Source organism: Streptomyces sp. NPDC101225 (genome assembly GCF_044767585.1).
Taxonomy (GTDB): Bacteria; Actinomycetota; Actinomycetes; order Streptomycetales; family Streptomycetaceae; genus Streptomyces.
In genome coordinates this window covers 1313-3632 of record NZ_JBIWOE010000095.1, presented here as the reverse complement: position 1 = coordinate 3632, position 2320 = coordinate 1313, and the positions used below count along the sequence as shown (strand labels likewise).

General features: G+C 72.7%; 2 protein-coding genes. Both read left to right on the top strand.

The window, feature by feature from the left end; translation table 11 throughout:
* Positions 1–398: 398 nt before the first annotated feature.
* Positions 399–776, top strand: coding sequence for a hypothetical protein (locus tag ACIRPX_RS45850; RefSeq protein ID WP_404206125.1), 378 nt, complete (start codon positions 399–401; stop codon positions 774–776).
* Between the two features lie 119 nt (positions 777–895).
* Positions 896–2320, top strand: a 1425-nt coding sequence (locus ACIRPX_RS45845) for a DDE-type integrase/transposase/recombinase (protein ID WP_404206124.1), incomplete at its 3' end; no start/stop codon positions are given.

Here is a 2320-nt window from a genome sequence, read left to right as displayed (position 1 = left end):
GTGTTGAGCGACGTTCGTTGTGGTGATGGGTGGGCAGGGCGGCGTCAGAGTCGTGGTGATGTGGGGTAGGGCGACCCGGAGGGTGCCCTTTGTCGTGTGCGGCGACAACGTGCGCATGTTCAGGCACGGGACGGCCCTCCCGTCTCTTCTTGGCCGGAGTTGCCGGGAGGGCCGCGGTCACGCACGGAGGCGTTGTGGTCACGGTAGAGGCTGTACCGGCTGGGGTCGAGAGACGGCTGGCCGATGGCGGTATCGCCTGTCCGGTGTGCGGGGCGGGGTTGCGGCCGTGGGGGTGGGCGGTGCGCCGGTGTGTGCGGGACTTTAAGGGCAAGCGGCTGGTCCTTCGGCCGCGCCGGGGGCGCTGTGCGGGGTGCGGGGCTTCGCATGTGCTGTTGCCGGTGACGGTGCTGTTGCGGCGGGCGGACGTGGTGGTGCTGATCGGAGTGGCGTTGGTGGCCAGGGCGGCCGGGGCGGGGCATCGCGTGATCGCTGCCGGGTTGGGCCGGGCTCCGGAGACGGTGCGGGGCTGGCTGCGGCGCTTCGGTAGGCGGGCGGACTCGGTGCGGGGCTTGTTTGTCGGGTTGCTGGTGGATGTGGCGGCGGGCGATCCGATGCCGCCGGACCCGGCGGGTTCGGCTTTCGGGGACGCGGTCGCGGCGGTGCTCGCGACGGCGGGGGCGGTCGCGTCGAGGTGGCCGGGGGTGGTCGGGATGTCGCCGTGGCAGATCGCGTCGGCTGTGAGCGGGGGCCGGCTGCTGGCGCCGGGCTGGCCGTGATCGTCGATCAACACGAGTTGCCCCTGATGCGGGACGGGTGGGGCCGGTGAGCCTGGTGGGCCGGGACCGGCGGCCGTCCGGGGTCGTCGGCCCGCCGACCCGAAGAGGGGGCGGTGCCGGTGGCGACGCAGTACGAAGAGGAGATGGCCCGGCGCGGGGAACGGGCGCGCAGGCTCGGGCTGTTCCGCTACGAGGTGATCCAGGACGCGGTTGATCCGGCGTTGTCGGCCCGGCAGCGTGGTGAGTTGGTGCGCGAGATCGCGGCTCGCGTGCATCCAGGGCCGCAGGGCGAGCCGGTGCAGGTTTCGCGGACTACGGTCGACCGGTGGATCCGTTCCTGGCGGATCGGCGGGTTCGAGGCGCTGGTGCCGAACGTGATGCGGGTGGAGGCCCGGACCCCGGCCGGGGTGCTGGAGATGGCCACGGCGCTCAAGCGGGAGAACCCGGCCCGCACGGCGGTGCAGGTCGCGCGGGTGCTGCGGGCGCATTCGGGGTGGGCGCCGTCCGAGCGGACCTTGCAGCGGCACTTTGCCCGCCTGGGTCTGGACCGGGCCGGACAGGCTCGTCCGAAGGAGGTGTTCGGCCGGTTCGAGGCCACCCGCTCCAACGAGTTGTGGGTGGGCGACGCCATGCACGGTCCCCAGGTCGCGGGCCGCAAGACCATCTTGTTCGCGTTCCTGGACGACCGGTCCCGGGCGGTGATGGCCGCCCGGTTCGGCTTCGCGGAGGACACCGTGCGGCTGGCGGTCGCGTTGCGGCCCGCGCTGGCCGCGCGCGGGGTCCCCGAGGGCGTCTACCTGGACAACGGCTCACCGTTCGTGGACTCCTGGCTGATGCGCGCCTGCGCGGTGCTGGGGGTCAAGCTGGTCCACTCCCGCCCCGGCCGGCCCGAGGGCCGGGGCAAGATCGAGCGCTACTTCCGCACTGTCCGCGGGCAGTTCGTCGTGGAGACCGGTCACCTGGCCGACCGCCCCGCCGACCAGGCCGCCGCGGCTCTGGCCGAGCTGAACCGGGCCTTCACGGCCTGGGTCGAGACCGAGTACCACTGCCGCGAGCACTCCGAGACCGAGCAGCCGCCGCTGGCCCGCTGGCAGCAGGGCTGGCCCGACAACGGCGGCCCCCGCCTGCCCCACCCCGACTTGTTGCGGGAAGCGTTCTTGTGGTCCGAGTGGCGCACGGTCACCAAGACCGCGCTGGTGCGTCTGCACGCCAACTCCTACCAGGTCGAACCCGCCCTGGCCGGACGCAAGGTCGAGCTGGTCTTCGACCCCTTCGACCTGGAGACGATCGAGGTCCGCCACGCCGGCCGCAGCCACGGCACCGCCGTCCCGTTCGTCATCCGCCGCCACTGTCACCCCAAGGCCCGCCCCGAACTCCCACCCGAGCAGCAGCCCGAGCCCACCGGCGTGAACTACCTCGCCCTGCTCGACCAGGCCCACACCGAACACCTGGCCGGACGCATCAACTACCAAGCCCTCCTCGACAGCGACAGCGACAGCGACAGCGACAGCGACAGCGACAGCGACAGCGACAGCGACAGCGAC